Raw genomic sequence first — 24,396 nt, 5'->3', positions numbered from 1 at the left:
ACAATTACTAAAAGAAATACGGAGGAGAGAAAAATGGCAGTTGATGCAAACAAGGTTCCGCAGATTACCCTGTATAACGGCGACAAAGTTCCGTGCATAGGAATGGGTACTTTCGGATCCGACAGATTTACGGCAGAAGAGGTTTCAAACGCGGTTGCGGGCGCTATCAGAAAGGGTTACAGAATGTTTGACTGCGCAGCCTGCTACGGCAACGAAGACCTCATCGGAAAAGTATTTAAGCAGGCTTTCGACGAAGGCGTTGTAGAGAGAAAAGAGATGTATATCATGACCAAGGTTTGGAACGATATGCACCGCGATGTCGAGAAATCATGCCTTAAGTCGATCAGTGACCTGCAGTGCGAATACATAGATCTTTTCTTTATCCACTGGCCTTTCCCGAACTATCATGCACCTCACTGCACGGTAGATTCAAGAAACCCCGACTCGAAGCCTTTCTCGGTTGCTGAGTTTATGGATACCTATAGACAGATCGAAGCACTTGTAAAGAAAGGACTTGTTCGTCACATCGGTATTTCAAACATGACAATTCCTAAGCTTGAGGCTGTTATCGACAAGTTCGAGATTAAGCCCGTTGCATGCGAGATGGAGCTTCATCCTTGCTTCCAGCAGCAGGAGCTCTTTGACTGGCTCGTTGCTCATGAGATTCAGCCCATCGGATTCATGCCTCTTGGTTCACCTCAAAGACCCGAGCGCGACATGGAAGCAACGGACATCGCAGATATGCAGACACCCGAGCTTCAGGCGATCGCTAAGGCACACAATTGTCATCCCGCGATCATCTGTCTTAAGTGGGCAATGCAGAGAGGACAGATCCCGATTCCTTTCTCAATTCATGAGATGGAATATACAAGCAACATCGAGGCAACAGTTTCAGAGCCTCTTACAGACGAAGAGATGAAGACTCTTTCAACTCTTGAGAAGAACAATCGTCTTGTAAAGGGACAGGTATTCCTTTGGGAAGGAGCTACCGACTGGCACGCACTCTGGGATGAGGACGGATTCATCGTTGATTGTCCCGACGCCTAAATGAGGTATAAAAAGGTATTTCTATCGAATGGGGTATAGATTATGGATGCTATGAGAGAAATGCTTGCCAAAAGAAAAAAAGGAATGCGGTACGCAGGTATCCCATCCTTTTGCACAGCTTCCGACCTAGTCATAGAAGCGTGTCTTAAGCAGGCAATGCGGTTTGATGACCACGTGCTCATTGAAGCGACAGCCAATCAGGTAAATCAGTTTGGCGGATACACGGGCATGAAACCCGCAGATTACAGAGATTTTGTTTACAAGATTGCCGATGATGTCGGATTCCCGAGAGAAAAGATCATACTCGGAGGAGATCACTTGGGACCGCTCACCTGGCAAAACGAACCCGAAGAGGAGGCAATGGCTAAATCAATAGAGCTCGTTAAGCTCTTTGTCCTTGCAGGGTTTAAGAAGATTCATCTTGATACAAGTATGAGAGTCGCGGACGATCCAAAGGATCAGCCGCTGACGGATGAAGTAATAGCAAGAAGGGGAGCGATTCTCTACGAAGCTTGCGAGGAAGCGTACAAGGAACTTTTAAAAGACAATCCAAGCGAGGAACGACCTGCTTTTATCATAGGCAGCGAAGTTCCGATCCCCGGAGGGGCGCAGGAGGAAGAAGATTCCATCAGCGTTACCAAGCCTGAAGCAGTAGAGAAAACGCTCGCGGTATACAAAGAGCAGTTTGAAAAAAGAGGCCTTGAAAACGCCTTCGACAACATCATCGGCATAGTTGTTCAGCCCGGTGTTGAGTTCGGAGATGCGGATGTCTTCCATTACAACAGGGGTAACGCGGCAAGACTTACGGAAGCGATGAAGAAGTACAGCAACATCGTACTTGAAGGTCACTCGACGGACTACCAGCCGCCGCAGCGTTTAAAAGAGATGGTAGAGGATGGAATAGCGATCCTTAAGGTAGGACCCGCACTTACATTCTCACTTAGAGAAGGGTTATTTGCTCTTTCAATGATGGAGAAGGCACTTGTACCTGAAGAGAAGCAGGCACACTTCATAGAAGTCATGGAAGAGACGATGCTGGAGCATCCGGAGAATTGGCAGAAACACTATCACGGTAGCGACACGGATCTCGCTTTCAAGAGAAAATACAGCTTCTCGGACAGATGCAGATATTATTTTGCACAGCCCGAAATGAAAGAGGCTATAGACAAACTATTTGAGAACATATCACAGATCGAGATCCCTATGGGAATGCTGAGGCAGTATATGCCGCTTCAGTACGTAAAGGTAAGAGACGGCGCTCTGAAGCCTATACCCAAGGATCTGGTCGAGGATTTTGTTGTACATCTCATAGAAGATTACAACTACGCTACCAAACTTAATTACATGATAAGCGACGCTCTTTGTTGCTGATATCTTGATGTATTGGGAGGAGAAGTTTTGATACTTAAGAAGATAAAAGAAAATCCGATAGTAAAAAAACTCGGATTTAACCGAATTGTTCTTACCGGTGTCTTAATACTAATGTATGTCATATTAAGCTGCCTGGTCAATAATTTCGCCGGAATGCCCAGAGTTATGAGTGCACTCAACTATGCATATTTCTTGGGCTTTCTGTCACTCGGAGTTACTTTCGTAATTGCCACCGGCGGAATTGATTTCTCCATCGGACCCGTTATGTTCTGTTGCGCTCTTATTTCAGGCTATAGCCTTACGAGCCACGGAGTCCCGATGGGATTAAGTCTCATCATAAGCATTGTTGTAGGCGTGATCTTCGGAGCTTTCAACGGCTACCTTGTAGCATATCAGAAAGTTCCGCCGTTCATAGTTTCCATGGCAAGTATGAATATCGCCAAGGGTGTTGCGAGTGTATTTACAAAGACTCAGTCCGTAAGCTGGCCTCAGGCAGCCAAAGGCGGATGGTTCAGATACTTTGTAAAAGTCGGAAAGGTTCCGGTAGGCATCATTGTCTTTTTCGCAGTGGCAATAGCCTGCTCGATCTTACTTAATCACACAAAGGCGGGCAGATATATGCTCAGTCTCGGAAGCAATCGTGAGGCGGTAAGGCTTTCCGGAGTAGATGTAAAAAAATGGGAGATGCTCGCATACGTTATCTGCGGACTCCTTGTAGGCATCGCGGCGATCTACTTTGTAGGCGCATATACGACGGTACAGCCCGGCTACGGCGATCAGTACAACAACGAAGCAATCGCGGGCTGCGTAATGGGCGGAACTTCCATGGCGGGAGGACTTGCATCCATCGGCGGAACCGTCATCGGCGTTTTCATTATCGCTCTTTTGCAGGAAGGTATATTGGCGCTTGGTTTTACCAAGGATTACCAGCTTATCATCACCGGAATCATAGTTATCTGCGCTGTATATGCAGATGTAATGGCAAGACGCAGAAGAAACTGATAACCGGCACATAAATGCAGAAGGGAGAAAAGAAAATGGGTGAAGTCATACTTCAGATGAAAGATATAGATAAAAGCTTCCCCGGCGTACATGCTCTCGATCATGTCAGCTTTAGCGTTGAGAAAGGCGAAGTACATGCGCTGATGGGAGAAAACGGTGCCGGTAAATCGACACTTATGAAGGTCCTTACGGGTATCTATACCAAGGACTCGGGAACAATAACCTACGAGGGAAAAGAGGTTGAGTTCCACAATGCAAGAGAAGCTCAGGCGGCGGGCGTTGTTATCGTTCACCAGGAGCTCAATATGGTTGGTCATCTAAACGTTGCTCAGAATATCTTTATCGGACGTGAGTTTAAAAAGGGAATAAAGATAGATGACAAAAAAATGATCGAGGAGTCGAGAAAGCTCTTTGAAAAGCTCAACATCGACATCGATCCCACGGCTACGATGAGCGACCTCACGGTAGGAAAACAGCAGATGTGTGAGATAGCAAAAGCAATCTCACATGATGCAAAGGTAATCATATTTGACGAGCCTACGGCCGCTCTTACCGAAGCGGAGATACAGGATCTTTTTAAGATCATAAGAGACTTAAGAGAGCAGCAGCTCGGAATCGTATATATCTCACACCGTATGGATGAGATAAAAGTCATCACGGACAGAGTTACCGTAATGCGTGACGGCTGCTATGTAGGAACACTTATCACCAAGGACTGCACTAAGGATGACATCGTCAACATGATGGTAGGACGAGTTATCTATGAAGAGCCCAAGACCAAGAGCATGGTTTCGGAGGACGCTCCGGTTGTTCTTAAGGTTGAGCATTTAAATGCAGGCAAGATGGTACAGGATGTCAGCTTTGAACTTCATAAGGGCGAGATCTTAGGATTCTCGGGACTTATGGGCGCAGGACGAACAGAGACCGCAAGAGCGATATTCGGTGCGGATCCCAAGGAGAGTGGTGACATCTATGTAAACGGAGAGAAGGTTGTAATAAACAGCCCCGAGGATGCCGTAAAGGCAGGAATCGGATATCTTTCCGAAGACAGAAAGAGATTCGGAATCGTAGTTCAAAAGACAATTGCAGAGAACACAACAATGGCGAATCTATCCGAGTTTATGAAGGGCATCTTTATAAACAAGAAGAAGGAAAAGAAAATCGCAAAAGAGCTTGCTGATTCACTTGCTACAAAAATGCCGAGCGTAGATGAGCTCGTTGTTAACCTCTCAGGCGGTAATCAGCAGAAGGTCGTAATCGCAAAGTGGCTGTGCAAGAACTGCGACATCCTGATCTTCGATGAGCCTACAAGAGGTATCGATGTAGGTGCCAAGAACGAGATCTACAAGTTAATGAATAAACTCGCAAGCGAAGGAAAATCGATCATAATGATCTCTTCCGAGATGACGGAGATCCTGAGAATGAGCGACCGTATCGTTGTTATGTGTGAAGGTAAGAAGACGGGCGAACTCAGGATAGAAGAAACGACTCAGGAAAAGATAATGAACTTCGCAACAAGAGATGTGGGCTAGGAGGAGAAAAGATGAAAAAGGAAAAAACTGCTGTGAAACTTAAGCAGGAACTTATCGTATTTTTGGTGGTGATCGCACTGCTCACTTTCTTTTGCTTAGCCAGCGAGAATTTCAGACAGTACACAACAATCCTCACCATCATGGATTACTCATATTACATAGTCCTTATGGCAATCGGTGTGTCTTTTCCCCTGATAACCGGAGGAGTAGATCTTTCAATCGGTACCGGACTTGTGTGCTACTCGCTTGCGGGAGGATATCTGATCCTTCACTGCGGATGGCCTGTGGGACTTGCAATGGTTGTGACGGTTCTTTTCGGAACGATCATCGGTGTTATAAACGGCGTACTCATAGGGGTTATGGATCTTCCGCCGTTCCTTGCGACACTTTGTACCTGCATGATAACAAGAGGACTCGGTTCCATCTGTTCCCAGAATACCGGTATTTCATGGCCTACAGCGGGACAGCCCGGAAGCTGGTTTAGAAGCATCTTTAAACTTGATATCGGCGGAACAAAGATACCGCTTGGATTTATATGGGTACTGCTTCTTGCAATAATGATGCACTTCGTACTAAGGCACACCAAAGTCGGACGCTACATCATCGCAATCGGAAGTAACAAGGAAGCTGCGATACTTTCGGGTATCAACGTTAAGTTCTACCACATAATGGCATATACGATCTCAGGTCTTTTCGCCGCACTTGCAGCAATCGCATACTCAGCCGTGTTCAAGACGGTTCTTCCCGGAACGGGCGCAGGCTTTGAGCTTGAGGCTATAGGCGGAGCGATCATAGGCGGCGTATCCGCAACGGGCGGAGCGGGCTCCATAATCGGAACCTTCGTCGGCGTATTTGTCATCTGCCTTCTTAAAACGGGACTTCCGTTTATCGGGTTACAGGCAAACTGGCAGCAGATAGTTACGGGCTTTGTACTTATCGGTTCCGTAATGGTCGACATTATCAAAAAGAGAAGAGAGAAGAAGTGATATGGACTACGGACGTAGATCATATAAAAGAGAATGTATTTTTTTCTAAGGAGGATGAAAATGAAAAAAAGACTTTTTGCATCAATCATGAGTGTAGTTATGGTTACAGCACTTGTTGCAGGCTGTGGAGCACAGCAGGCACAGACTCCCGACGCCGAGGCGCCCGCTGCTGACACACAGGCTACCGAGGCAGCAGCGCCCGAGTCGGCAGCACCCGAAGGAAAAGAGCTTAACTTCAAGATCGTTGTTAAGAGCTTCCAGTCATCATACTGGCAGGCAGCCGTTACAGGTGTTAATCAGGCAGCAGAAGAGCTTGGTGTAAACGTAGAGTGTAACGGTCCTAACGCTGAGTCTGACATCGCAGATCAGGTTAACATGCTCACCAACTATGTAAACGGCGCACCCGACGGAATCGGCCTAGCAGCTTGCGATCAGAGTGCATGCCTTGATGCTCTCCAGATGGCAAAAGACGCAGGAATCCCTGTAGTTTGCTTTGACTCAGGATGCCCTGACGCTCCAGAAGGATCAGTTCTTTCAACAATCGCTACAGACAACTACGGCGCAGGCGCAACAGCAGCTGAGAATATGTACGCTGCTCTTAAGGACACTATCGCAAACGCATCAGCACCTGTTCGTATCGGTGAAGTTAACCAGGAGTCAACTTCAGAGTCAATCACACAGCGTGGTCTCGGATTCGTTGATAAGTTCGCAGAGCTTGCTACAGCAGACGGCAAGAAGGTTGCTGTTGTAGGTAACGAGTTCTATGTAAACGGCGCTAAGGACAAGGGCGATGAGGCAACAGCAGACGTTATCATCGAAGTTGCAGTTCCCGCTCAGACAACAGTTGAGCTTTGTGCTACAGAGGCTTCAGCTATCATGAACAAGTCAGACGTTCTCGGAATCTTTGGTTCAAACCAGGTTGCAGCAGAGGGTATCCTTTCAGCTAACGAGAACCTCAACAAGCTTGGCTCAGAGCCCGGCAAGACAATCCTTGGTGTAGGCTTTGATGCAGGTAGCGTAATCAAGGGAGCAGTTAAGGACGGAACAATGTTCGGTGCTGTTACACAGTCACCTCTTGCAATGGGTAGAGCAACAGTTAAGACACTTTATCAGATCGCAACAGGTGAGACAGTATCTGATATCTCCACAGAAGGTTATTGGTACGACAGCACAAATATGGATTCACCTGACATTCTTCCTAACCTTTACGACTAAATCTATTCCGAAAGGGATCGGGATTACCGGTCCCTTTCAATATAAAAATAAGCATAAATTTAAGAACATAAATAAAAGAAAAGAGGAATAAAGATGTTAAAAGGAATCCCAACGATATTATCACCCGAGCTTTTGATGGTTTTGGATGATATGGGACATACGGATGAACTTGTAATTGCAGACGGCAATTTTCCCGGAAGCACAATGTGCGACTACGTTATAAGAGCGGACGGACTCGGCGTTCCCGAGGTTCTTGATGCTATTCTTACAGTCTTTCCGCTTGATACATATCCCAATTCAAAGGGCGAAGAAGATGCACCCTGCACGCTCATGGCGCTTGAGCCGGGCGATGTTGGCAAAGTAGCCACACCTATCTGGGATGAGTATAAAAAGATCGTTGCCAAGTACGATGAGCGCGGCGAGAAAGCTTTTAAAGAAATCAATAAATGGAAATTTTACGATCAGACCAAAGAAAGAGCTAAAGTTGTAATTCAAACAACAGAGACGGCAATCTATGCTAATATTATTCTTAGAAAAGGTGTTGTTATCTAAATTTTTTTTATCGGAGGGATGATCCATGCCGGAGAACGTCGAAGTTATTTTTGAAAACAGAACAGCGATGATGCGTAAGCTTAAGAAGAAAAGCTACGAGATAAATATGCAAAGCTTTAGGGATGAGCACGGTCACTTTTTTGACGAGATGCTAAAAAAGGTGAATGCATCGGAAGATAAGGCTGCCGCTTCGCTTGAAGTGGGAAAAGAATTTGCTGATAAGATCTTTGATGCCTATAACACCAAGGGTAAGATACGAGGTGCTATGCAGGCGGATCTCAATCTTTTCATGATCTATTATGTTTTTCCCGCAGTGCTTCTTACAGAAGATGAATCCGCAAAAGAGCTGTGCGACGGACTTAAAACGGCATGGAACAATCGCTTCGATGATACAAATATAAGCTATACGGATTATGCCACACTCTATAACTCTTTCCGCGATAAGATCTTTGGAATGTTCTAAGGAAACTCCGTGGATCCGGTGTTTCCTTGTGACTTAGATCGAGAGGGAAACATAAGTGAATAGAGAGTATTTTCTGGCAATAGACATTGGTGCGTCGGGAGGGCGTCACATCCTCGGTTCTTTGGCATGCGATAAGATGGAGCTTACAGAAGTTTATCGCTTCCGAAACGGAATGGATGAAGCGCCGGACGGAGAACTCTTTTGGGACACCGAAAGACTCTTTTCCGAGATCCTGACAGGCCTTTCCAAGTGTAAAGAGCTTGGAAAGATTCCAAAGAGTGTTGCCATTGATACCTGGGGCGTTGACTATGTGCTTATTGATGACATGGACAAGCCTCTCGGACGAGCCGTCGCCTACAGAGATCACAGGACAGACGGCATTGATACAGAAGTCTACAAGAAGATTTCGGAAAAAGAGCTGTATGCAAGAACGGGCATTCAGAAAGCAATGTACAATACGATCTTTCAGCTTGCGGCTCTTAAGAAATATCATCCGGAACTTCTTTCTAAGGCTGAGAGCCTTCTAATGCTGCCCGATTATTTCGGATTTCTTTTGACCGGAAAAAAGGCGCAGGAATATACGCAGGCAAGTACCACTCAGCTTTTAAACCCCATAAAAAGAGAATGGGATACAGAGCTTATTTCCGAAAAGCTCGGATTCCCCCAAAAGCTCTTTGGCAGGATAGCTATGCCCGGGAGCGTTCTCGGCACGCTGCGTGAAGAGATCAGGGACAAAGTCGGTTTCGACTGCACTGTGACTTTGGCTCCTTCGCACGATACCGCGAGCGCTGTTTTTGCTGTGCCCGGAGAAGGCGATATTTGCTATATCTCATCAGGAACATGGTCGCTGATGGGCGTTGAGTTATCGCACCCTAGCTGCACGGAAGAGAGCATGGAGGCTGGGCTTACGAACGAAGGCGGCTACGGCGGAAGGATAACTTATCTGAATAATATAATGGGCCTTTGGATGATACAGTCCGTTCGCAATGAGCTTGCCAAGGATCTGGACTACGGCACTATATGCGAGATGGCTTCGCACGAAACTATAGGAAGTGTTGTTGATTGCCTGGACAATAGCTTTTTATCGCCAAAAGATATGGCGGCGGCGGTTAAGGATTATTGTAAAAAGACAGGACAGGAAGTGCCGGAAACTTTGTCTGAGCTTGCCGCAGTTATCTACAACAGTCTTGCCAAGTGTTATGCGGATAGGCTTTCTGTTATTGAAGAAGTTACGGGTAAGCGCTACGACTGCATACATATTGTCGGCGGAGGATCCAATGCTTCATATCTTAACGAGCTGACCGCAAGGCGCACGCAAAGGCAGATAATCGCAGGGCCTACGGAAGCAACCGCTATCGGAAATCTTATGACGCAGATGATAACCGCCGGAGTTTTTGCGGATGAAAAAGAGGCAAAGGAGTGCGTGAGGAACTCTTTTGACGTAAAGAGATATGAGCCATGATCCATGAGGGTCATTTTGATATGGCAACGCATGACGTGGAAAACAGAGGTAGGAAAATGAATGAAATAGAGATCAAGCATTTAATATGTGACTTGGGTAAAAGAATATATGATAGAAACATGGTTGCGGCAAACGACGGAAATATCTCGGTAAAGCTAAACGACCACGAATTTCTGTGCACGCCCACCGGTGTGTCCAAAGGATTCATGACGCCTGAATATATATGTAAGGTTGATGAGAAGGGCAATGTACTTGAGGCAAGCGAGGGCTTTAGACCTTCAAGCGAAATAAAGATGCACTTAAGAGTATATGAAAGACGCCCCGATGTGGGAGCAGTCGTTCATGCGCATCCAAACTTTGCGACAAGTTTTGCGATCGCGGCAAAGCCCTTGAACAAGCCAATCATGCCTGAGGCCGTGATAGCGCTTGGCTGCGTTCCGCTTACTCCTTACGGAACTCCTTCAACCATGGAGATCCCTGAGGCTATCAATCCTTATCTTGATGATTTCGATGCACTTTTACTTGAGAATCACGGAGCGCTTACGTGGTCTGTCGATCTCTTGAGCGCGTACATGAAGATGGAGTCGCTTGAGTTTTACGCTGAGCTCTTATATAAGTCGCAGACTATAGGAGAGCCCAAGGAGTTTACTAAGGAAGAGATAGATAAGCTTGTTGATATAAGAAGAAAGATGGGAATGCCGGGAAAGTTCCCCGCAGACAGGAAAGGACCCAATTGCTATAAGTGTGATAGGTGTATTTGGAAACAATGAGTACTACAGTAGTTTTGGGACAAATGATCATGATCTTTTTCATGATCTTAATAGGTGTCTTCCTATATAAAGGAGGACGTTTATCCAATGACACTTCGAAGCAGCTGTCGTGGATAATCGTTAACATCACAAATCCCATTACTTTACTTTGCGCTGCCTTGAAGGAAGAGCAGAAAATATCGGCAAAAGAGCTTGCTACTTCGTTTGCACTTTTTGCGATTATGTATGCGGTTCTTATCGCCTTTTCTTATTTGATCCCGAGACTTCTTTTTATAAGTAGGGAAAAGAGATTTGAATTCCGCATGCTAACGATATTCGGAAACGTGGGATTTATAGGGATACCTTTTGCGTCCGCCGTTCTCGGAAGTGCGTCGCTTATCTATGTGGCAATCTGCGGGCTATGCTTTAATCTGATCTTCTATACGTATGGGATGAGAGTGCTGGCGGAGAAGCATTCCGGCGCATGCAAAGGGGCCGGTCGAACGGGTGCCGGTGTTAGGTATGGTGGCATTGTGAATGCAGGGACCGTTATGTCCGTCGCAACGATCATTGTGTATGCGGCGGATTTTAAGATCCCCGGCGTGGTGAGCACGTTGCTTACGCATATCGGTTCATGTACGACTTTTATGTCGATGCTGGTACTTGGCGTATCCGTAGCGCAGATGATACCGAGAAAGGTCTTTTCCAATTGGAGATTGTATGTGTTTATTATGCTAAGGCAAATTGATGTTCCTATCATGCTTGCATTTATAATGAAGGCAATCGGAATTCGCGGACTGATGCTGCAGACGATTGTTATATTGTCGGCAATGCCCGCCGCAAATCTTCCGCTTATGGCATGTAAACAGTTTGGGATAGAAGAGGAGAATATATCCGCAGGTATCATTTTCACTACACTTGCTGCGATCGTGACGATACCGCTTGTTGTGATGTGGATGTAGCGATCGGTTTCGGAGAAAAACTAATAAAGTATATAAAAACAAACGGCAGGAAAACCTGCCGTTTGCAATGTTAGAGTGTATCAGTGCTTCTTATGTTTGTAGTGCTTGAAGCTGTATTTTTTGCCTGACTTATGCTTGTTGTATTTTTTCTTGTTATGATCGTGCTTGTCGTCTTTTTTATCTTTTTTGTCTTTTTTGTCTTTTGAATCACAAGAATCTTTCTTGTCCTTGTCTGTTTTGCCCTGATCATCGGTAGAAGCATCGGTGCCGGGTTCGTCAGTAGAAGCGTCGGCGCCGGGCTCATCAGTTGAAGCATCAGTGCCGGGCTGATCGGGAGTATCGGGCTCATCCGTAGTTTCTTTTACGCCTTCGCTTGAGATGCTGATCGTTCCGATCTTGTTGGCACGAAGATCTTCATCGAAGCAGTCTTTGTTTGCAAAGCTGATTCCTGTCTTAGAAACTTCGCCTGTATCGGACGCATTTTTGATCCTGAGATAAACATCCCAGTCACCGGAAGCTAAGTCTGTAGGAACTTCGAAGGTCCAGTCATAATCCATGGTTCCGAGTGACTTCAGCTCTTTTGCATTAAATGAATCAATGCTTGAAATGAAGATGTCGTCGCCGTTTTTAAGGATGACCTCTGCCTTCTTGTCTGTAAGGAAGTTACCAAAGCCGGTGTTTGTGATCTTACCTGTCATGCTGAAGGTTCCGTCTTCATCAACAGTTTCGGACAGATCAGACTCTTTTACCAAGAGGCGATAGCCCATGTGATCGCGGATAAATTCTCTGTAGGACTTTCCTATATAAGGTGCAACGTCTGACTTATCCATGCCCGGAAGGATAAAGTCTTCCGAGACAGTGAGCTTGTCGAGCTCGCCTGCGATAACATGTCCGGATTCATTGATGTTGTGAAGGTAAGATAAGTGGGACATGTAAAGCTCGCCCATGAGCGCGGGCTCATCATAGATAATAGAACCGTCGGCCTTAAGTGAGGCGGCCGTTACATAAGCCATCTCTCCGCCGTAAGGAACGGTGTCCATTCTTTGAAGGAGATCGGCTGCAGTTTCACGAGTGATGTAAGGCCATTTGTTTTCGTCGCCGAATGTACCGACATCTGTCGATGAACCGAGGTATCCGTCATTGTACATACCAAGTCTTGGATCGATCTTAAGGCTTCCGTTACTAACCGCTGCGGCAAAATCCTCTGCCTTACCTGCAAAGTCGTAGTGCGCCATGAGGTGCTTGGGCGCTCTTACAAGAACCTTGATGTTTGGATCGAGATCTGCAATCCAAGCCTTTGACAACTGGCCGTAATACTCAGGCTCGTCGTACATTGACGTGTGCATTTCGCCCCAAGGGCCGTACATTCCGCACTCAACCGCAAGTACAGTGTCTTTATAATCATTTATTACATTGCTTAATTCCGAGATGTGTTTGAGAATAAGGTCGACGTCGGGCTCAGCGCCTTTTTCGCCTGCCTTGGAAGGTTCGTTTCCTGTTGTTGCATCGCTTGCATAGGAAAATCTAAGAACAATAGATGTGCCGCTGTTTCTGGCATTTTGAAGTGTTTCTCTTAATGAATCAAGGAAATCGGGATGTTCGGTGAGAGATTTGTAGCCACCGCATCCTGTTGAACTCTGATAATCGGTTTGAGTGAAATCATTACCGTTAGAAAAATACCGAAGATCGTACATAATGCTGTACATTCCTCCGGAGGGGTAGAGAACCTGAGTAGCTCCATCGTCAACCTTGACCCATGTGTAAGGACATTCACCTCTTTCGACGTTGTTAAGCTCCATACCTGACTCCTCAAGGCTGATCGTTGAACCGAGATTCTCGGCATACACGGGCGCTGCACATAATACCATCGTTGACATGGTCAAAATGGTAGACGTAAGCAGACGCAGTACGTTCGTCTTCTTTAACTTCATATTCACTTCCTTTCCTTTTTGCGTGTTGTACATTGTTACTAAAGCATGGTTGCATCCGTGTTCCCCATATGTAAAAAATGCACCATATGTTTACGGATTATAACGGAAACCTTTAGTAATTGCAAACAAAAAACCGACAGGGCACATACCCTGCCGGTTCCACGTCGGTTATTGAATTCTTGTATCAAACTGTGGCGTCAAACGATACCGAAGTATCTGCAGCCGTTGTTTTGGTTGCATCCTTATCATACTGCTTAAGCTGATTGTCGAGCCAGTCGGATTTAAGCTTCTCATACTTATCCGCTGTATTAACGGTGCTGTCAGTCTTCTTGGTAGTGGTAGCAGCTGCCTCTTTTGTCATCTCAGAAACAGTCTTAACCGTTTTGGTCTTGGAAGACTGTGATTCCTCTTTGGCAGGAGCCTCTACTGAAGCTGTAGAACCGGTTTTGCGGTAAGCGTCGAGAGCATTCTGATTGCCAACTTTTTTAACATACGATTTCATGAGTGTACCGTATGATCCGTTCTTTATGCTCGAATAATCAGAAAGGAGATTGCTCATATCATTAACATAATTATATGAACCTGATAAGCTACTGAATATGTTAGCACTCATAGGCATTACCTCCTTGCCAATCGCTTGCGTATAGCAAATCTCAAAACCTCCGTGTTTTGACTGATCTTTAAGTATCTGTATTATGCGCCGTAAAACGATTAATTGCAATTGCTTTATAATAAAATAATTCTAAAATAAATCTTACTGCGACAGATTAATCTATAAACTCCGAAAAGGCTTTTTTATATTGGTTTTATCAATGTTTCAGGAGAAATAGAAGAAAATGAGAGTATAAAAGAGTTATCGAGAGTATACAAAAGAAATAACGAGCAAATCCAATATATCCATATTTGCACATACACCTATAAGTAACTAATATATGTTCTTAGGGGTTAGCACTCGAGATAAAAGAGTGCTAACAATTAAAAAAGAAAAAAGAACCTATTATATAAAGGAGGCACCATAATGAAGTTACAACCACTTGCAGACAGAGTTGTGCTCAAGGCACTTGAAGCAGAGGAAACAACCAAGTCCGGAATCGTTCTTCCCGGAGCAGAGAAGGAGAAGCCCCAGCAGGCTGAAGTTATAGCTGTTGGACCCGGCGGAGTAGTAGACGGCAAGGAAGTTAAGATGCAGGTTAAGAAAGGTGACAACGTCATCTATTCCAAATACGCCGGAACAGAGGTTAAGCTCGACGACGTAACATACATCATCGTTAAGCAGAATGATATACTGGCAATAATAAAGGGATGAAAGGTCAAATAATTCTGTACTTGTACAGAGAATTATTTGACTTTGAAGACCGAACATGCATGAAGAAAAAAGATATACGAATGAAATGAGTATATCGATTTCTGAATGCATGTAGGATTGCGAGAGCGTAGCGTAGCAATCCGTATTATTTTTATTAATATATGGAGGAAAACAATAATGGCTAAGACAATCAAGTACGGCGCAGACGCCCGCACAGCTATGGTAGAAGGCGTTAATAAGCTTGCAGATACAGTAAGAGTAACAATCGGACCTAAGGGAAGAAACGTAGTTCTCGACAAGTCCTATGGTGCACCCACAATCACCAACGACGGTGTAACTATTGCAAAAGAGATCGAGCTTGAGGATGCTTATGAGAACATGGGCGCTCAGCTTGTAAAAGAAGTTGCTACAAAGACAAACGACGTAGCAGGTGACGGAACAACAACAGCTACAGTTCTTGCACAGGCAATGATCAACGAAGGCGTTAAGAACCTCGCAGCAGGCGCTAACCCTATCGTACTCAGAAAAGGTATGAAGAAGGCTACAGATTGCGCAGTTGAAGCAATCAGCAAGATGGCTACAAAGGTTAAAGGCAAAGATCAGATCATGAGAGTTGCCGCTGTTTCTTCAGGAGATGACGAAGTTGGACAGATGATTGCTGACGCTATGGAGAAGGTTTCAAACGACGGCGTTATCACAATCGAAGAGTCCAAGACAATGCAGACTGAGCTTGACCTCGTAGAAGGAATGCAGTTCGACAGAGGATACATCTCAGCTTACATGGCAACAGATATGGATAAGATGGAAGCTAACCTCGAAGATCCTTTTGTTCTTATTACAGATAAGAAGATCTCAAACATCCAGGACATCCTTCCTCTTCTCGAGCAGATCGTTAAGACAGGATCTAAGCTCCTTATCATCGCTGAGGACGTTGACGGAGAGGCACTTACAACTCTTATCGTTAACAAGCTCCGCGGAACATTCAACGTAGTAGCAGTTAAGGCTCCCGGCTACGGCGACAGAAGAAAAGCTATGCTTGAGGATATCGCAATCCTTACAGGCGGTAAGGTTATTTCTTCAGACCTCGGCCTTGAGCTTAAGGATACAACAATGGATGACCTTGGAAGAGCTAAGAGCATCAAGGTTGAAAAAGAGAAGACAACAATCGTTGACGGTCTCGGAGTTAAGAAAGAGATCCAGGCCAGAATCGCACAGATCAAAAAGCAGATTGAAGATACAACATCTGATTTCGATAAAGAGAAGCTTCAGGAGCGTCTTGCTAAGCTCGCAGGCGGCGTAGCCGTTATCAGAGTCGGCGCAGCTACAGAGACAGAGATGAAAGAAGCTAAGTACAGAATGGAAGATGCTCTTAACGCAACAAGAGCAGCAGTAGAAGAAGGAATCATCTTCGGTGGTGGTTCAGCTTACATCCACGCTTCCAAGGAAGTTGAGAAGCTTGCTTCTGAGCTTGAGGGAGATGAGAAGACAGGTGCTAACGTAGTTCTCAAGGCACTCGAGGCTCCTCTTTTCCACATCGCCAACAACGCAGGTCTCGACGGATCAGTTATCGTTAACAAGGTAAAAGAGAGCAAGGTAGGCGTAGGCTTCAACGCATACTCAGAGAAGTATGTAGACATGGTTAAGGACGGAATCATCGATCCCGCCAAGGTTACAAGAAGCGCTATCCAGAACGCTACTAGCGTTGCATCAAGCTTCCTCACAACAGAGGCTGCCGTAGCAACAATCAAAGAACCCGCTCCCGCAATGCCAGCAGGAAATCCCGGAATGGGAATGATGTGAGCGATAACGAGTAAAACTCATCACTCAAAAAATCAAGCACCACGAAGTGGTTTAATAATGAAGAACCCCATCACCAAGCTCGCTTGGTATGATGGGGTTCTTTGTTATTATAGTGCGCCTTAGGCGCGCTTGATTTTTTGAGTGTGCGAGCTTTACGACAACGGACGACAAGAGAAACCGCCACCACAGTGAACAAGCTTACTTGCAGAACAGTGGTGGCGGTTTCTCTTGTATGAGCGATAGAAATAAACTGCGCTTATCGCATCACCTTATTCTTTATCCTTCATGATACTATCAAAAATCTCCTGTATCTCATCCTTGGGCAGATCAGGTATTGAAGCAGAAATCGTATCTACCGGAATACCATTTTTGATCATATTAATAGTTATCTCATGATATGCCTCGGTTTTTCCTTCCACCTTCACCTTATTCATAAATGTATCCAAGAATTTCTCCATATCTTTACCTCCGTCAGTGCACTTTCTAGTATAACACATTTACTGAGAATCATTCGGCACCCTAGGCACGCCTACTCTCCAAAACTTATCACAATACCGTCTTCCGACATGCCAAACGGCTTTTCTAGCGGATATGCGTGCTCGATTTTTCCCAAAAAGCATGCGCTTTAACAGAAATGCTCGCTACGCATGCTCACTCACCTTCGTTTTCCTTCAAATATTGAATGAAATGCTGATAATTCAGGCAAAAACGACATGCGAAATCAAAGAAAACGTCGATTCGCATGCACAAACCGCAAATTTCAGCTCCGCCGAGCCCTATTCAGTCCCTTCCGCGGAGCCTTCTCGTTGTTTACAATATTGTTGTTATTGTTTTCTTCCATATTTCCCCCACATTTGGTTTTATATAACTATATCATAACCACACCCCCTTGACACCATCCTCGCGCCATAGTAAACTACCCAAGGCTGTTACATTACGTAACCCCGACAGTTCGTTTGCACCATCCTGTCGTTAAACAAAACCAGGGCTAGTTAGAAACAACATGTATTACCATGCAATCTGATGGCTCTGCGTACTTATGCGCGGAGCCTTTTTATTTCCGGATAATCCGTCCGCGAAGCGCGACGAGAATCCGCTCCGAATCTAACTCCCCCTGCACCAACCATACATATCAGAAAGGTTATAAAGAAATGAATCTACTCCTAGGCATTATGGAACTCATAGTAATATTCTACGGAGTCCTCCTCATGGACAAACTCTTCGGCAAATTCGGCCTCTACACATGGATGGCTCTCGCCGTGGTATTTGCCAACATACAGGTCTCCAAGCAAGTCGACATCGCCGGCGTCTCAACCGCGCTCGGCAACGTCATGTTCGCATCGACCTACCTTACGACCGACATCCTCAACGAAAAATACGGCGACAAAGCAAGCAAAAACGCAGTCAAGATCGCAGCAGCGGCACTCATCGCCTACATACTGTTCGCACTCTTTACACAAGCCTTCATCCCCAACACCTTCGACACCGTCGATCCCGGAATGAAGAGCATATTCGCCATGTCCGTAAGGATCACCACAGCCTCCGGCATCATGTTCATCCTATCCAACTGGGGCGACGTCATCATCTACCAGAAGCTCAAGCAAAAGACAGGCGGCAAGCACATGTGGTTTAGAAACAACCTCTCGACCATCCTCTGCAACTGTGCCGAGAACTTCGGCTTCTCGATCCTTGCATTTATCGGAACATTCCCGCTCCTTTACTGCCTCGAGGTCGCTGTCGCTGGCTCAATCATCGAGATGCTCATCGCCCTTTGCGACACACCTTTTCTCTACCTTGCAGGCATCTTCAACCGTAAGAGCGGCATTCTTCTGGAAAAAGAAAATGCTAAGGACGAAACTCTCTCGGAGGAAGCAGCATGATCTACGATCTCGTTCGCTACCAGCTTGTAGATGAAAAGACAAGTTCATTAAAAAGAGAAAACGTCCTCCTTGTATCCCTTGGCTGCTCCTGGGGAAAATGCGCCTTCTGCGACTATCAGGACGACAAAGCTTCAACCGTCCTTGAGAGCGACGCCGTAAACAAAAAAGCCCTCGCACAGGTGAAAGGAAGAGAAGTAGGCTCTTTTACCCTGGAAGTAACGTGCTCCGCCTCATACACAGAGCTTCCCTTTACCACCATCAACTACATCCGCGAGGTCTGCCGCGAAAAAGGCATAGACACCGTGATCCTCGAAGGACACTACATCTTTAGAGACGCCAATCCGTTTTTTACCGACTTTTTTAGGCAGTACGGGATCAAGACCATCTTCAGATGCGGCGTCGAGACCTTCGATGAGCACATCAGAGAGGACATCCTCCATAAAGGCCTCCCCGGCGTGACGCCCGAGCAGATCGCCCGCCACTTTAGCTGGATCAACATCATGTTCGGCATGGAAGGCCAGACCACCGCTCAATTGGAAAAAGATATTGCTACGGGCCTTAAGTACTTCGACCGCGTGAACCTTAGCATCTACACCACAGTCAAAAACGGCCCCGCTCGCGACAGCGCCGCGATCAAGACATTCTACGATAGCGCCTTCTACCGCGACCTCACGCAAAATCCTGCCATCGACATCTACGACGAATGGGACGACGCCAACGAGCATAAAGTCGGGCATGATATTTGACGTAGCCGCAGAGAACTGCTAATATAATAAAAGAAAAGGTGCTACCGATAGACGGTTAGTCCCGGAATAAATAAGCGAAATATAACCGCTCAGTCATGGCCGTGACAATGGGCGGTTATTTTTGTGTCTTGGAATCACGCTTTCCATGAACGTATCCAAGACTGTAAAACGTCGCACACAGTGCGAGAACTGCAATCAAGTCGTTGATGGTTAGCATAAGCCATTCCCTCCCAACATGGATTTCTCATACGAGATTTCTATGATAAACGGAGGTCACAGTCCTCCGGTTGAAGGACTAACCGCCTACCGTGAATGGTAGCACCATTAATATTTTACCAAACGTTTGTTCTTTTTCAATAATTCTTATTTAGTACATTTTTTGACGCCAACCCCGACCGGATGTTATCCTGTTAGAAATACTTACAAAGGCTATCGGTATGTATTTCGGCATACGTCACTTTATGAAATGGCGCGAGATCTACATGATGCACACAATAACTCACAATAGGAAAAAAGAGATCCTGCATATGGTCTTGTCCGTGTTTCTCGCGATATTATCGCTGGTTGTCTTTATAAAGTCCGGAGGCTGGTTTATGGATACACTCGTGTTTTTAACATAGCAGGCTGTGCACTATGGAGAGAACGCTTCGGGAAGTGACAGTTAGCACTGTAATATGATAATATTGTCTAATAACCACTTAGTTTCTCAGGCTCGGGCGGTTATTTTTGTGTCTTGGAAAAGGCGACGCTACATAGCGCCGTCTTTTTTGTATCTAAAAGAGGATTCATAGAATTCAATTACCTCATCATATTAATTCAATTTAGTCATTTGCCGGTTAAATGACTAAATTGAATAGAATGAAAATGACAAAAAGAAAACCTTGGTTCCGCTGATGAGATGTATGATCTTGTTATGAACGGCGTATTTCCGTTTATTAAGAATCTTCATCAGGATGGCGATTCTGCTTATTCAAAGTACATGGGCGACGCTATATTTAAAGTCCCGACGGCTGCAATGCTTACAAAGATTGTTGACGGTATAGACCAGCTTGAACTTGGTGATGAAGATACCAAAGGAGATTTATACGAGTATTTGCTTTCAAAGGTAGCTACAGCCGGAACTAACGGTCAGTTTAGAACACCAAGACATATCATTGATTTAATGGTCAAACTTACAAAACCACAGCCTGATGATATTATCATTGATCCTGCAATGGGATCAGCAGGTTTCTTAATATCTGCGCAGACATATCTTCGTGAGAATCACCCTGATATGTTCTTGGATGAAAAAAAGAGAAATCATTTCAATAATGATATGTTCTATGGCAACGATATGGACAGAACAATGCTTCGTATCGGTGCGATGAATATGCTTCTTCATGGGGTTGATAATCCCAATATTTCATATAGGGACAGTTTATCCGAGCAGAATACGGATATAGAGAACCTCTACTAAGAAAAAAACAAAGTCATCAAAGAAGAATAGCGATCCCTACGATGTACATGATTATAAGTCAGCAGAGGAATTTGCCGATGACAAGTACGAGGAGTTCTATGATTATGAAGATGACTACGAAGATGAAGACGAAGCCTACGATGCAGCTGAGGAGTATTGGCGCGAGCATAAAGGAGGTAAGTGATCATGGCTAATGGAAGAATAATAAAGGTAACAGGTAGAGGTAACCTTAAGGTTAAACCCGATATGACTATAATCACTATGACTCTTGAGGGGATGGATAAGGAGTATGACAAGACTATTGATAGGTCTTCAAAAGATACGGAGATTCTAAAGGATATTCTTGAAAAGCAGGGCTTTGAACGAACTGATGTTAAGACTCTTTCGTTTGATGTCAGACCTAGACATGAAAGCTATCAGGCTCATGATAAGAGTTGGAAGAACCGCTTTTTAGGTTATGAGTTTACACACGAGGTGAAGGTTGAATTTGATTCCGATAACAGCAGGCTTGGGAAGATTCTTTATGCCATAGCAAATGCAAAAGATATTCATCCTGAATTCAAACTTAGCTATACGGTAAAAGATAAGGAAGCGTCCAAGAATGCTCTTCTTGCGAAGGCTGTTACCGATGCAAAAGCCAAAGCAGAGGTTTTGACCGGGGCAGCAGGCGTAAAGCTCAAAGATATATTGAGCATAGATTATTCTTGGGGTGAAATTCGTTTTGATTATTCTCCTATGGAGAGAAGTGCTTTTCCTGATGGCGAGGGATATGGTGACGTAAAAGCTTTAGCCATGGATATTGAACCTGATGATATCGAGGTTTCCGATACTGTCACGGTTGTTTGGGAGATTGAGTGATTTAGGATTGGTTGGATGAAATCATGGTTGGAAATTATAAGGTGATCACATTATGCGGAAGTACGCGCTTTAAGGATGAGTTTATGGAAGCGCAGAAGAGGCTTACATTAGAGGGGAACATTGTTATCAGTGTTGGGCTTTTTGGGCATTCCGGTGACGAGGAAGTGTGGGAGAACATGGACGAGGGCACGCTTACCAAGACTAAGGTGATGCTGGATGATATGCATAAGCGCAAGATTGATATGGCGGATGAGATTTTTGTCATTAACGTTGGAGGGTATATCGGGGATAGTACGAGATCTGAGATTGAGTATGCCCGGGAGCATGGGAAAGTAGTGAGGTATCTTGAAGAGAGATGATAAGGGCCGGATCGTGGGATCCGGCCTTGTGTAATTAATTTAATTGTTGGTTGCCGACCTCGCTTTGTGTGGTATTAGCTTCTTTGAGCCTTTTCGAGTTCGGCAATTTTTCTTTTTAGTTCGGCGTTTTCGTCACGCAGTTCGCTATTTTCGTCACGAAGGTCTGTGTTTTCGTCACGAAGGTCTGTGTTTTCATCACGAAGTTCGGTGTTTTCATCGCACAGCTCAGAAATTTTAGATTCTTTCTGCGCAAGCTCGGGTTCGTATTTCTCTTCAGCATCGGTGTATCCTGCGGTATATTGAGAGTTCATTTGCTCTCTGTAACGGCGCTGGCCTTCTAATATTTCTTTTGCTTGATTGTCATAATTAAGTTCAAAGATCAATGTTCCGACCTCGCTTTACTTTTTTAGTTCACGAAGCTTTGAAAGGATGGCTTCTTTATCTGCGTTTGGCTCATCGAGCTGGTTTATGAGTTGCATAAAAGCGGCTTTTTCCGTATTTAGTTCAGCGATGGTGGCATCTAGTTCATTTATTATCGCATCTTTTTCTTTGTTAGATTCCTCGAGTTGATCAACCATATATTTAACAGTGTTATCATCTAAGATCTTTAGTTCTTCCGAAAAAAACATAGTCATCATCCTCTCTGTGTTCTGACATATATTGAACAGATCATGGTAAAGCGGTTTGAAATCCGGATGAGTTTCTAAAAGACTCATTATGTATTCCGACTCGTCACAACCTAGGAATGTAAGCCATGCATCCAATTCACTCTGTACACCATTATTATGGAGTTTTTCAAGGAAAATATCAACAGGGATAAAAATGAAGTTTTGAAGCATATTCAGCTTAAGACCTGTATCTGAGATAGTTGTGAATTTGTGGACATAATCATCTTTGAACTCTTTAAAAGAGCTTGGAGATTTTTCGAGAAATACGATGGTATATACCGGAGAGATGTCTTTATAAGAGAAATTCTTTTTCTTTTCATCTCTGATGCGTTTATATTGCCGGAGTAATAAGTCTGCGGAATAGCAGGATGCTCGTTCACCCGTAAAGGCGTATCCTATTTTTTGGACTTCGATATTAGCCAGAGTACCGTCCTCAAGCTCGACCACGATGTCTGTTATGACAAGAGAAGATTCATCTCCGATTCGGGTATTGTCGTTGGTCAGCTGATACTTTACAGTGACTTTTTTTCCGATCAATATACTGATAAGCGATGAGAGTCGCTCCGGCGCATACTCAGGATTAAATATTTCCTTAAAATAGCTGTCATAGAGCACTTTTACTCCTTTTGATCCGGTGCAGATGGCAAGAAATTCATTTTGATGATGCTCTGGCCAGTTATTAAATATCGTTCGCAGAGTATCATTTGAATTGATTTCTTCAAGAACCTGTTCCCTTGTCTTGATCATTGGAAATAATTTAGAAAGATTGTTTTGGCTGTTCATACAGCACCTCCGAAAATAATAGAATTTGGCGAATCCGCCATGTGTCGACATAAGAATGGCCGTTGAAAGGCCGTCGACATATTCAATGATATCAGACAAATCTTAAGAACTTGATGTAGAGAATTCTTAATTTTCCTTAAGAAACATTTTTCGAGGCTGAGAGCGGCATTCCACGGCTATAAAATTAAAAAAATATAAAAAATAGTAACAAAAAGATGACAAACTAATACAAATATGTTAACATATGAGTGCTTATAAAATAAAAGGAAGGAGTATCTATTTTTAAAAATGAGAGTTAAAGCGATTGTCACGGCTGTTTTATGTGGCATACTTTTAACTGCTTGTGCCAAGCTTCCCGAGCTGCCTACGCTGCCGGGAGGTTTGGAAATATCGAGCGAGGATTTTTCTTTTAATCCTCATGTTTGTTCCAAAAAGCTTTACGAAGCTTACGGACCGGAAGAGTGGGAGACATTTTTTAAACTTATTGACGCTCTTAGGAAAGGGGAAGATACCTTTGAGTGTCCCAGCAGGGAGATCTACGAGTGGTGTTTCAGCGGAGGTCCCCTGGATGAATTATTTCCTGTCGGAAGATACAATCTCGAGATGGATTTCGAGAACGGCTATACCGAAGGCGTTGGGCATATCACGTACTTGATACCCAAAGATGAATTCATGAAGAAACAAAAGGCTTTCGAGAAGATGGTCATGAAGATTGTAAATGACAATGTCGACAAGGATTACACGGATTTCGAGAAGTGCATCGCGCTGTATGAGTACATAATCAATAATTATGTGTATGATTACGATGAGGCTAAGGCCAATGAGTCCGGGGATTTTTATACGACATGGGATTGCGGCACGTATAGGACTTTTCTTGACAAAAAAGGTGTCTGCAATGAGCTTAGCAATGTTTACAATTATCTGCTTCTTCAGTGCGGAGTCGAGGCGGCTAAGTACGAAGGCTGGGTCAATACTGAGCCCGTAGGGCATGCGTGGTCTTATGTCACGCTTGACGGCGTCGGATATTTTATAGATCCGACTTGGGGACTTCCGGATCAGACGGATTCGGATCTTCAGTATTTTATGATAACATCGGATGAACGTGATCCTGACTTTGACGTCATGGAGCCTGAAATTTATTATTATGATTTTCAGAAAAAAGACGTTGATTTTACCGCGAAGGATAATCGGTTTGCCGCGCTCCATAGGGGCGAATTTATTTCTTTTGACAAGAAAAAAAGATCTTGTATTACAAGGTGATGGGAGAG

The 24,396-nt window shown here is 44.6% G+C and carries 23 protein-coding genes and 1 pseudogene; 19 read left to right on the top strand and 5 right to left on the bottom strand.

All coding sequences use genetic code 11. From position 1 onward, the window contains the following. Positions 1 to 33: 33 nt before the first annotated feature. From BM377_RS10375 to BM377_RS10325, 11 genes are all read left to right on the top strand, one after another. Complete coding sequence (locus tag BM377_RS10375; protein WP_092247731.1) at positions 34 to 1,047, top strand: aldo/keto reductase family protein; 1,014 nt, start codon at positions 34 to 36, stop codon at positions 1,045 to 1,047. A 42-nt stretch (positions 1,048 to 1,089) separates the two neighbouring features. Continuing rightward, positions 1,090 to 2,418: a class II D-tagatose-bisphosphate aldolase, non-catalytic subunit gene (locus BM377_RS10370; protein ID WP_092247728.1), complete on the top strand. Its 1,329-nt coding sequence runs from the start codon at positions 1,090 to 1,092 to the stop codon at positions 2,416 to 2,418. Positions 2,419 to 2,445: 27 nt separating this feature from the next. Beyond that, positions 2,446 to 3,420, top strand: a complete 975-nt coding sequence (locus tag BM377_RS10365; RefSeq protein WP_092247725.1) for an ABC transporter permease — start codon at positions 2,446 to 2,448, stop codon at positions 3,418 to 3,420. Between the two features lie 35 nt (positions 3,421 to 3,455). After that, positions 3,456 to 4,952 carry a sugar ABC transporter ATP-binding protein gene (locus BM377_RS10360; protein WP_092247722.1) on the top strand — a complete coding sequence of 499 codons (1,497 nt, stop codon included), beginning with the start codon at positions 3,456 to 3,458 and terminating at the stop codon, positions 4,950 to 4,952. An 11-nt stretch (positions 4,953 to 4,963) separates the two neighbouring features. Next, on the top strand, positions 4,964 to 5,938 hold the full coding sequence (locus tag BM377_RS10355; RefSeq protein ID WP_092247719.1) for an ABC transporter permease: 975 nt from the start codon (positions 4,964 to 4,966) through the stop codon (positions 5,936 to 5,938). Between the two features lie 60 nt (positions 5,939 to 5,998). Next, positions 5,999 to 7,153: a substrate-binding domain-containing protein gene (locus BM377_RS10350; protein WP_092247716.1), complete on the top strand. Its 1,155-nt coding sequence runs from the start codon at positions 5,999 to 6,001 to the stop codon at positions 7,151 to 7,153. 93 nt (positions 7,154 to 7,246) lie between these two features. Next, positions 7,247 to 7,705, top strand: coding sequence for an RbsD/FucU family protein (locus tag BM377_RS10345; protein WP_092247713.1), 459 nt, complete (start codon positions 7,247 to 7,249; stop codon positions 7,703 to 7,705). A 25-nt stretch (positions 7,706 to 7,730) separates the two neighbouring features. After that, positions 7,731 to 8,168, top strand: coding sequence for a hypothetical protein (locus tag BM377_RS10340; protein ID WP_092247710.1), 438 nt, complete (start codon positions 7,731 to 7,733; stop codon positions 8,166 to 8,168). Positions 8,169 to 8,223: 55 nt separating this feature from the next. Then, complete coding sequence (locus BM377_RS10335) at positions 8,224 to 9,630, top strand: rhamnulokinase (protein WP_092247707.1); 1,407 nt, start codon at positions 8,224 to 8,226, stop codon at positions 9,628 to 9,630. Positions 9,631 to 9,686: 56 nt separating this feature from the next. Further along, positions 9,687 to 10,400 carry a class II aldolase/adducin family protein gene (locus BM377_RS10330; RefSeq protein WP_092247777.1) on the top strand — a complete coding sequence of 238 codons (714 nt, stop codon included), beginning with the start codon at positions 9,687 to 9,689 and terminating at the stop codon, positions 10,398 to 10,400. Beyond that, positions 10,397 to 11,341 (top strand): AEC family transporter, encoded by a 945-nt coding sequence (locus tag BM377_RS10325; RefSeq protein ID WP_092247704.1) that lies wholly within the window; start codon positions 10,397 to 10,399, stop codon positions 11,339 to 11,341. The genes BM377_RS10330 and BM377_RS10325 overlap by 4 nt, the downstream gene beginning before the upstream one ends. An 80-nt stretch (positions 11,342 to 11,421) precedes the next feature. Here BM377_RS10325 and BM377_RS10320 read toward each other — a convergent pair whose 3' ends face one another. Together BM377_RS10320 and BM377_RS10315 are read right to left on the bottom strand one after the other, a co-directional pair. After that, on the bottom strand, positions 11,422 to 13,272 hold the full coding sequence (locus tag BM377_RS10320) for a DUF4832 domain-containing protein (protein ID WP_177223856.1): 1,851 nt from the start codon (positions 13,270 to 13,272) through the stop codon (positions 11,422 to 11,424). A gap of 184 nt (positions 13,273 to 13,456) precedes the next feature. Beyond that, complete coding sequence (locus BM377_RS10315; protein ID WP_092247698.1) at positions 13,457 to 13,885, bottom strand: hypothetical protein; 429 nt, start codon at positions 13,883 to 13,885, stop codon at positions 13,457 to 13,459. A 405-nt stretch (positions 13,886 to 14,290) separates the two neighbouring features. Here BM377_RS10315 and BM377_RS10310 point away from each other — a divergent pair, with 405 nt between their 5' ends. Further along, positions 14,291 to 14,578 (top strand): co-chaperone GroES, encoded by a 288-nt coding sequence (locus BM377_RS10310; RefSeq protein ID WP_092247695.1) that lies wholly within the window; start codon positions 14,291 to 14,293, stop codon positions 14,576 to 14,578. A gap of 177 nt (positions 14,579 to 14,755) precedes the next feature. After that, the gene (groL, locus tag BM377_RS10305; RefSeq protein ID WP_092247692.1) at positions 14,756 to 16,378 is read left to right on the top strand and encodes a chaperonin GroEL; all 1,623 of its coding nucleotides are present in this window, start codon (positions 14,756 to 14,758) and stop codon (positions 16,376 to 16,378) included. Between the two features lie 269 nt (positions 16,379 to 16,647). On the opposite strand, the gene BM377_RS10300 is transcribed toward groL, so the two are convergent. Continuing rightward, entirely contained in the window at positions 16,648 to 16,836 is a 189-nt protein-coding gene (locus tag BM377_RS10300; protein ID WP_092247688.1) for a hypothetical protein, read from the bottom strand. A gap of 714 nt (positions 16,837 to 17,550) precedes the next feature. Between BM377_RS10300 and BM377_RS10295 the strand changes: the two genes are divergently transcribed. The 5 genes and pseudogenes from BM377_RS10295 to BM377_RS10275 all read left to right on the top strand — a co-directional run bounded on the left by BM377_RS10295 (position 17,551) and on the right by BM377_RS10275 (position 21,677). Beyond that, positions 17,551 to 18,258 carry a queuosine precursor transporter gene (locus BM377_RS10295; protein ID WP_177223855.1) on the top strand — a complete coding sequence of 236 codons (708 nt, stop codon included), beginning with the start codon at positions 17,551 to 17,553 and terminating at the stop codon, positions 18,256 to 18,258. After that, positions 18,255 to 19,004 (top strand): radical SAM protein, encoded by a 750-nt coding sequence (locus tag BM377_RS10290; protein WP_092247682.1) that lies wholly within the window; start codon positions 18,255 to 18,257, stop codon positions 19,002 to 19,004. Before BM377_RS10295 ends, BM377_RS10290 begins: the two co-directional genes overlap by 4 nt. Positions 19,005 to 19,878: 874 nt before the next feature. Then, a pseudogene (locus BM377_RS10285) lies at positions 19,879 to 20,448 on the top strand (HsdM family class I SAM-dependent methyltransferase); the annotation flags it as partial. A gap of 198 nt (positions 20,449 to 20,646) precedes the next feature. Next, positions 20,647 to 21,318: an SIMPL domain-containing protein gene (locus BM377_RS10280; protein WP_092247679.1), complete on the top strand. Its 672-nt coding sequence runs from the start codon at positions 20,647 to 20,649 to the stop codon at positions 21,316 to 21,318. Positions 21,319 to 21,341: 23 nt separating this feature from the next. Continuing rightward, positions 21,342 to 21,677 (top strand): hypothetical protein, encoded by a 336-nt coding sequence (locus tag BM377_RS10275; RefSeq protein ID WP_092247676.1) that lies wholly within the window; start codon positions 21,342 to 21,344, stop codon positions 21,675 to 21,677. A 74-nt stretch (positions 21,678 to 21,751) separates the two neighbouring features. On the opposite strand, the gene BM377_RS10270 is transcribed toward BM377_RS10275, so the two are convergent. Next, positions 21,752 to 22,060: a hypothetical protein gene (locus BM377_RS10270; protein ID WP_092247673.1), complete on the bottom strand. Its 309-nt coding sequence runs from the start codon at positions 22,058 to 22,060 to the stop codon at positions 21,752 to 21,754. 15 nt (positions 22,061 to 22,075) lie between these two features. Next, positions 22,076 to 23,128 carry a PD-(D/E)XK nuclease family transposase gene (locus tag BM377_RS10265; protein ID WP_177223854.1) on the bottom strand — a complete coding sequence of 351 codons (1,053 nt, stop codon included), beginning with the start codon at positions 23,126 to 23,128 and terminating at the stop codon, positions 22,076 to 22,078. 288 nt (positions 23,129 to 23,416) lie between these two features. Between BM377_RS10265 and BM377_RS10260 the strand changes: the two genes are divergently transcribed. Continuing rightward, positions 23,417 to 24,388 carry a transglutaminase domain-containing protein gene (locus tag BM377_RS10260; protein ID WP_092247667.1) on the top strand — a complete coding sequence of 324 codons (972 nt, stop codon included), beginning with the start codon at positions 23,417 to 23,419 and terminating at the stop codon, positions 24,386 to 24,388. Positions 24,389 to 24,396: the final 8 nt, after the last annotated feature.

It is taken from the genome of Butyrivibrio sp. INlla21, assembly GCF_900116875.1.
Taxonomy (GTDB): Bacteria; Bacillota; Clostridia; order Lachnospirales; family Lachnospiraceae; genus Butyrivibrio.
The sequence above is the reverse complement of the archived record's forward strand: the minus strand, read 5'-3'. Positions and strand labels throughout refer to the sequence as shown.

What these genes read in the sequence shown, in the direction of transcription:
- groL (WP_092247692.1), top strand. Translation starts at nt 14,756, where the DNA reads ATGGCTAAGACAATCAAGTACGGCGCAGACGCCCGCACAGCTATGGTA.
- BM377_RS10320 (WP_177223856.1), bottom strand. Translation starts at nt 13,272, where the DNA reads ATGAAGTTAAAGAAGACGAACGTACTGCGTCTGCTTACGTCTACCATT.
- BM377_RS10310 (WP_092247695.1), top strand. Translation starts at nt 14,291, where the DNA reads ATGAAGTTACAACCACTTGCAGACAGAGTTGTGCTCAAGGCACTTGAA.
- BM377_RS10280 (WP_092247679.1), top strand. Translation starts at nt 20,647, where the DNA reads ATGGCTAATGGAAGAATAATAAAGGTAACAGGTAGAGGTAACCTTAAG.
- BM377_RS10295 (WP_177223855.1), top strand. Translation starts at nt 17,551, where the DNA reads ATGGAACTCATAGTAATATTCTACGGAGTCCTCCTCATGGACAAACTC.
- BM377_RS10350 (WP_092247716.1), top strand. Translation starts at nt 5,999, where the DNA reads ATGAAAAAAAGACTTTTTGCATCAATCATGAGTGTAGTTATGGTTACA.
- BM377_RS10375 (WP_092247731.1), top strand. Translation starts at nt 34, where the DNA reads ATGGCAGTTGATGCAAACAAGGTTCCGCAGATTACCCTGTATAACGGC.
- BM377_RS10355 (WP_092247719.1), top strand. Translation starts at nt 4,964, where the DNA reads ATGAAAAAGGAAAAAACTGCTGTGAAACTTAAGCAGGAACTTATCGTA.
- BM377_RS10340 (WP_092247710.1), top strand. Translation starts at nt 7,731, where the DNA reads ATGCCGGAGAACGTCGAAGTTATTTTTGAAAACAGAACAGCGATGATG.
- BM377_RS10360 (WP_092247722.1), top strand. Translation starts at nt 3,456, where the DNA reads ATGGGTGAAGTCATACTTCAGATGAAAGATATAGATAAAAGCTTCCCC.
- BM377_RS10260 (WP_092247667.1), top strand. Translation starts at nt 23,417, where the DNA reads ATGAGAGTTAAAGCGATTGTCACGGCTGTTTTATGTGGCATACTTTTA.
- BM377_RS10300 (WP_092247688.1), bottom strand. Translation starts at nt 16,836, where the DNA reads ATGGAGAAATTCTTGGATACATTTATGAATAAGGTGAAGGTGGAAGGA.
- BM377_RS10345 (WP_092247713.1), top strand. Translation starts at nt 7,247, where the DNA reads ATGTTAAAAGGAATCCCAACGATATTATCACCCGAGCTTTTGATGGTT.
- BM377_RS10275 (WP_092247676.1), top strand. Translation starts at nt 21,342, where the DNA reads ATGGTTGGAAATTATAAGGTGATCACATTATGCGGAAGTACGCGCTTT.
- BM377_RS10315 (WP_092247698.1), bottom strand. Translation starts at nt 13,885, where the DNA reads ATGAGTGCTAACATATTCAGTAGCTTATCAGGTTCATATAATTATGTT.
- BM377_RS10290 (WP_092247682.1), top strand. Translation starts at nt 18,255, where the DNA reads ATGATCTACGATCTCGTTCGCTACCAGCTTGTAGATGAAAAGACAAGT.
- BM377_RS10330 (WP_092247777.1), top strand. Translation starts at nt 9,687, where the DNA reads ATGAATGAAATAGAGATCAAGCATTTAATATGTGACTTGGGTAAAAGA.
- BM377_RS10265 (WP_177223854.1), bottom strand. Translation starts at nt 23,128, where the DNA reads ATGAACAGCCAAAACAATCTTTCTAAATTATTTCCAATGATCAAGACA.
- BM377_RS10370 (WP_092247728.1), top strand. Translation starts at nt 1,090, where the DNA reads ATGGATGCTATGAGAGAAATGCTTGCCAAAAGAAAAAAAGGAATGCGG.
- BM377_RS10325 (WP_092247704.1), top strand. Translation starts at nt 10,397, where the DNA reads ATGAGTACTACAGTAGTTTTGGGACAAATGATCATGATCTTTTTCATG.